The organism is Streptomyces sp. NPDC079167, assembly GCF_040686735.1.
Taxonomy (GTDB): Bacteria; Actinomycetota; Actinomycetes; order Streptomycetales; family Streptomycetaceae; genus Streptomyces.
The window spans coordinates 1-5,253 of the sequence record NZ_JBFBLO010000048.1; the positions used below are offsets into that span (position 1 = coordinate 1).

The 5,253-nt window shown below is 70.2% G+C and carries 2 protein-coding genes; both read left to right on the forward strand.

Going from position 1 to position 5,253, the window contains the following annotated elements:
* On the forward strand, window positions 1–2,883 hold a 2,883-nt coding region (locus AB0P41_RS35845), incomplete at its 5' end, for an SDR family NAD(P)-dependent oxidoreductase (RefSeq protein WP_365936186.1).
* 591 nt (window positions 2,884–3,474) lie between these two features.
* Window positions 3,475–5,253: type I polyketide synthase (locus tag AB0P41_RS35850; RefSeq protein WP_365936187.1), on the forward strand; the 1,779-nt coding region annotated here is incomplete at its 3' end.

The following is a 5,253-nucleotide window of genomic DNA, read 5'->3' on the forward strand; positions in this document are numbered from 1 at the left end:
GTGGCCGGGGTGCTGTCGCTGGAGGACGCGGCGAAGCTGGTCGCGGCGCGTGGCCGTCTGATGCAGGCGTTGCCGGCGGGTGGGGCGATGGTCTCCCTCCAGGCGACCGAGGACGAAGTCCTGCCGCTACTGACCGGCGACGTATCCATCGCTGCGCTCAACGGGCCGTCCGCGACGGTGGTTTCGGGTGACGAGGACGCGGTTCTGGCGATCGCCGCGCACTTCGAGGCGGAGGGTCGTAAGACCAAGCGGCTGCGGGTCAGTCACGCGTTCCATTCGCCGCGTATGGACGCCATGCTGGACGACTTCCGCGCGGTCGCGGAGACACTCACCTTCCACCAGCCAGAGATCGGGATCGTCTCCAACGTCACCGGTCGGACAGCCGGACCGGATGACCTGTGCGACCCGGAGTACTGGGTCAGGCACGTCCGGCAGGCCGTCCGCTTCCTCGAAGGGATGCGAGGCCTGGAAGACCTGGGAGTCGCGACCTTCCTGGAGCTGGGCCCCGACGGAGTGCTCAGCGCCATGGGCCAGGACTGTGTCACCGAGGAGGCGGTGTTCCTTCCCGCGCTGCGCAAGGACAGGGACGAGCCGGCCACCGTGGTCGCCTCACTCGCCGGCCTGCACGGACGGGGAGAGACTGTCGACTGGCCGGCGTTCTTCGCCGGCACCGGCGCACGCCGCATCGACCTGCCGACATACGCCTTCCAGCGGCAGCAGTACTGGCCGAAGCCGGCCGAACCGGAAGGTGGTGGCGTCGGCGACGCCAGGACGTCCGCTCTGGACGAGCGGTTCTGGGCCGCGGTGGAACAGCAGGACCTGACCGGCCTGGTGGAGGGCTCCGGACTCTCCGCCGACCAGCCGCTCAGCACGGTACTGCCCCTGCTGTCATCGTGGCGTCGGCAGTCACGTGAGCAGTCCATCGTCGACGCCTGGCGCTACCGGATCACATGGAAACCGGCCGCCGTATCCGGTGGCGCGGTGGCATCGGGCATCTGGCTGGTCGTGGCGGCGGAGGAGCACCGTGGCCACCCGGTCGTCGCCGGTCTGCGTGAGCACGGCGGTGATGTCGAGCTTCTGACAGTGGCCAGCGGCGCGCGGGATCGGTCGGTGCCGGCCGGGGAACTGGCCAGGAAGCTGGCCGAGAGGCCGGCCGGGCAAGGGGAAGTCGCGGGGATCGTCTCTCTGCTGGCGCTGACCCACAACCCGACCGAGGCGAACCTGAGTCTCGTCCAGGCTCTGGGCGAGGCCGACGTCCCGGCGCCGCTGTGGTGTGTCACCCGGGAAGGGGTGAGCGTGAGCCGTACCGATGCCGCACCTGCCCCGGAGCAGTCTCAGCTGTGGGGTCTCGGCCGGGTGGCGGGCCTCGAACAGCCCCATCGCTGGGGTGGGTTGATCGACGTGCCCGCGACGATGGACGAGCGGGCCGTGGGCCGGGTGATCGACCTGCTGACAGGCAGCGGCGCCGAGGACCAGGTCGCGGTGCGCTCCTCCGGGGCGTTCGTCCCGCGCCTCGAACGGGTGCCGGCACACACGTCCGGCGTCGAGTGGGCGCCCAGGGGCACGGTCCTGGTCACCGACGCCTCGACTCCTTTCGGCATGCACGCCGCACGTTGGCTGGCCGGCACCGAGGCCGGCAAGGTGGTGCTGATGGTTCCGGAAGGAGCCGAACCAGAGGCGGACGCCCTGGCACAGCTCGCGGAGCGCGGTACGGTCGTGCGCTGCGACGTGGCCGACCGCAAGGCGTTGGAGGTGCTGGTCCGTGAGCTCACCGAGGAGGGCAGCCCGGTCCGTGCCGTGCTGCACACGGTCGGCGGCAACCAGCTCACCCCGCTCGACGCTCTCCGCATGGATGAAGTCGACGGGCGGCTGACAGCGAAGGTGATGGGAGCGGCTCACCTCGACGAAGTCTTCGCGGACACGGAACTGGACGCGTTCGTCCTGTTCTCCACCATCGCCGGAGTCTGGGGTGGCGGCGGCCAGGGGGCATACGCCGCCGCAGGCGCCTACCTTGACGGTCTGGCGCAGAACCGCCGTGCGCGCGGCCTGGCCGCCACCTCGGTGGCCTGGGGGCCGTGGGCCGAAGCTGCGTCCGCCGCACCCGAGGCCGCGGCGGCGGAGGAAAGGCTCCGCCTGCGGGGTCTGCCCGCGATGGCGCCGGAGCTGGCGCTCAACGTCCTGCGGCGGGCGGCCGGCGACAACGATCCGCTGGTCACAGTGGCAGATGTGGACTGGGCGCGGTTCGTGCCGTCGTTCACGGCCATGAGGCCAAGTGCGCTTCTGGCGGACCTGCCGGAAGCGGTCGAGGCGCTGGGCCGTGACGCCGAGGGCGAAGGCATCGACAAGGATGCCGCCGAAGAGCTGCGGCAGCGCCTCACCGGGCTGTCCGAGGAGGACAGGGAGGCGGAACTGGTACGTCTGGTTCGCACCCACGCCGCCGCCGTCCTGGGCTACGCAGGCATCGAGGAGGTCGGCCCCGGCCGGGTCTTCCGCGAGCTCGGCTTCGACTCGCTCACGGCCGTGGAACTCCGCAACAGGCTGACGAGGGCCACGGGCCTGCGGCTGCCCGCCGGGCTGGCCTTCGACTACCCGAGCGCTGTGGCTGCCGCCGGCTTCCTGCGTACGGAGCTCCGGTTCGGCTCGGACACCACAGGGGCGTCGCTGCTGGCGGAGCTGGACAAGCTGGAGGCGGCAACGGCGGCGAACGAGCCCGACACCCTCACCAGGGCGAAGGTCGCCATGCGGCTCCAGGCGTTCCTGGCCAAGTGGTCCGAAGGGGCGACGGCCGAGGCGGACCCGGCGGACGTGACCGACAAACTGGAATCCGCCTCCGACGACGAGATATTCGACTTCATCAACAACGAACTGGGGCGCTCGAACTGACGGCCAAGGCCCAGGCCCCGGCGTGGCGCGCAGACCGCCGTCACGCCGGGCCGCGTCGTCTTGGGGGCGAATTCCAATAGGCGGCGGATGCTGAGAGGGGCGGATCGCAAGCGCTGACGCCCGATGGTCCCCGGCGGTTCGGCGTCCGCCGGCGCGGGTCGGCTCGGGCACCGTCGGCGGGGAGGCCTCCAAAGAAGGGGTGCATCGGGGTGTTTCGGGGGTGCGGCCGGCCTTCCCTGCTCGTGCGAGGCCGAGAGCCGGGGACGGCAACTGCCGTGGTGTGCCCGCCGGGGCCAGGGATGGGGCGAGCCCCGTTAGGGGGCCCCTGCTGATCTGTAGGGGTTGTGCGGCCAAGGGGGGTCGAATAGCTTCGCATTGCGAGTTGATCTGCTGGAATGTCGACGGAATTGCCAGACCGCATCGGTGTTCATGGATCGTCATGCAAAGGCTATGGGTGAAGGGTTTGTCGCCTCGGGCAATGCAATTCCCGAGGACATCTCTATTCGTTGACAGCTGAGACGTCGCCCGACGTTCTACCCCTTTATTGGTCCTCCATCGCTATTAGATGCTGTCTGCTCAGGGTGGGATTGAATGGCGAACGAAGAGACGCTGCGGGAATACCTCAAGTGGGTCACCGCGGATCTGCATCAGGCCCGTCAGCGTCTGCAGGAGGTCGAGGCGGCTGATCCGGAGCCCGTCGCGATCGTCGGTATGAGCTGCCGGTACCCGGGCGGTGTGCGCAGCCCCGAGGACCTGTGGGAGCTGACCACCTCGGGCGTCGACGCCATATCCGGATTCCCCCTGGACCGCGGCTGGGAGAGCCTCGGCGACGCCACGGACTCCGCCGGGCCCTTGTTCACCATGGAGGGGGGCTTCCTGGACGACGTCGGTGGTTTCGACCCGGCGTTCTTCGGGATCTCGCCGCGTGAGGCGCTGGCGATGGATCCGCAGCAGCGGCTGCTCCTGGAAACCTCCTGGGAAGCCATCGAGCGGGCCGGTATCCCCCTGGAAACCCTTCGGGGCAGCCGTACCGGCGTGTTCGCGGGCACGACGGGCCAGGACTACTCGATGCTGCTCCAGCCGCCCCCGGAAGGGACAGGCGGCTATGTGCTAACCGGTACTTCTGCGAGCGTCGTCTCCGGCCGCATCGCCTACACGCTCGGCCTGGAAGGGCCGGCCGTCACGGTCGACACCGCCTGCTCCACCTCGCTCGTGACTCTGCACCTCGCCGTGCAGGCCCTGCGCTCCGGCGAATGCTCGCTGGCGCTGGCCGGGGGAGCGACCGTGATGTCGACCCCCAGCGCCTTCTACGGTTTCAGCGACCAGGGCGGACTCGCCTCCGACGGCCGCTGCAAGTCGTTCGCGGCGACGGCCGACGGCACCGCATGGTCCGAGGGCGTCGGCGTCCTGCTGCTGGAACGGCTATCGGACGCCCGCCGCAACGGCCGCGACGTACTGGCGGTCGTACGGGGCACCGCAGTGAATCAGGACGGAGCGTCCAACGGCCTGACAGCGCCCAACGGCCCCTCTCAGCAGCGTGTCATCCTTCAGGCCCTCGCCGACGCCCGGCTGTCGGCCGAGGACATCGATGCTGTCGAGGCGCACGGGACCGGGACCCGACTGGGCGACCCGATCGAGGCCGAGGCCCTCATGGCGACCTACGGCCAGGGCCGCTCCGCGGACCGGCCGTTGCGTCTGGGAGCCCTGAAGTCGAACATCGGGCACTCGCAGGCCGCGGCCGGGGTGGCCGGTGTGATCAAGATGGTGATGGCGATGCGGCACGGGACGCTGCCGCGCACCCTGCATGTCGACGCTCCTTCCGCGCAGGTCGACTGGTCGGCAGGTGCCGTCGAGCTGCTGACCGAGCAGATGGAGTGGCCGGGCACGGGACAGCCCCGGCGGGCAGGTGTGTCGTCCTTCGGTATGAGCGGCACCAACGCGCATGTGATCGTCGAGCAGGCGCCCGCCGACGAGGCCCCCGGGACGCCCACTGAAAGCACGTCGCCGCTGGGCGGTGCCGTGCTGCCGTTCGTGCTGTCCGGGAAGTCGTCCGATGCGGTGGTTGAGCAGTCCGCCCGGTTGCTCGGCCTGCTGAGCCGTGAGCCGGACGTGGCCCTGCCGGACGTGGCGTGGTCGTTGGCCACCGCCCGTACGCGCTTCACGCACCAGGCCGCCGTAGCTGCCTCTGGGCGTGAAGAATTGGTGGCCGGTCTGGACGCGTTGGCGAAGGGTCGTACCGGGTCGGGTGTGGTGCGGGGTGTCGCTGCCGATGTGACGCGTCCGGTGTTCGTGTTCCCGGGGCAGGGTTCGCAGTGGGTGGGTATGGCTGCGGGTCTGATGGAGTCCTCGCCGGTGTTCGCGGAGCGGGTC